Below are 761 nucleotides of genomic sequence, written 5' to 3' on the forward strand. Positions count from 1 at the left end.
CGCCTCCGGTGCGGCATCCGGCCCAATTTCCATGTAACTGCGCATGCATTCCCATAGCGCCATGGCGGTGGTGCCACCGCCACAGTTGAAGCCCAGCGAGAAGTGTTTGTTGTCGTCCTTGGCCTGCGGGTCGGGGTTCTCAAAGCCAATGACCAGCAAGCCCATGGTGGCCTTACCGGCCTGGCTCACCGACGAATGTTGCGTTGCTGCTGCGGTCACGCTTTCCCAAGGGACAATCCAGTATTCGCCATCCGCTCGTGGTACACACACCTCACGGCGTTGCCGATTAAAACGCACCGGTAGGGGCACCTCGCGGAACAGGCCTTGAATCAGAAACAAGATGGGGAGGGCCATAATAATTGCGCCCACTATTAAAATATTTTGACTGAAGTCAGAGCTGAAATTTCGGGTGAAGTAGGACATGGCCAAGAACGTCATCACACCTACCCATATCACCATCACCGCCGAACCAACGCTGTAATTGCCGATATCGAGAAACACCTCGTTCTTGCGCCAAATGATGTTGAGCACATCCGAGGGTTTTCGACCGGTAGGAATAGGCAGTGGCGCGAAATAGTCATTGCGCGAAAACAGCCGTTTTTTCGTGGTGCCTGCCGGTGGCGTACTCATGTCTTGTCCTTGGGTTGCGTCTGCGCGGCCAATTCGGCCTCACGCTGGGCGATGGCGGCTTCCAGCTCCGGGGAGCGCTTGGCCCACTGCTCGGGCGGCAGCGGTTTGGACCATTCGATGATGGCGGGATC

The 761-nt window shown here is 57.0% G+C and carries 1 protein-coding gene; it reads right to left on the reverse strand.

Going from position 1 to position 761, the window contains the following annotated elements; translation table 11 throughout:
* Positions 1-630 (reverse strand): hypothetical protein (locus NPS47_RS25275; RefSeq protein ID WP_274297432.1); only part of this gene is annotated, 630 nt, incomplete at its 3' end.
* Positions 631-761 lie beyond the last annotated feature (131 nt).

The sequence above is a fragment of the Pseudomonas putida genome (assembly GCF_028682475.1).
Taxonomy (GTDB): domain Bacteria; phylum Pseudomonadota; class Gammaproteobacteria; order Pseudomonadales; family Pseudomonadaceae; genus Aquipseudomonas; species Aquipseudomonas putida_AG.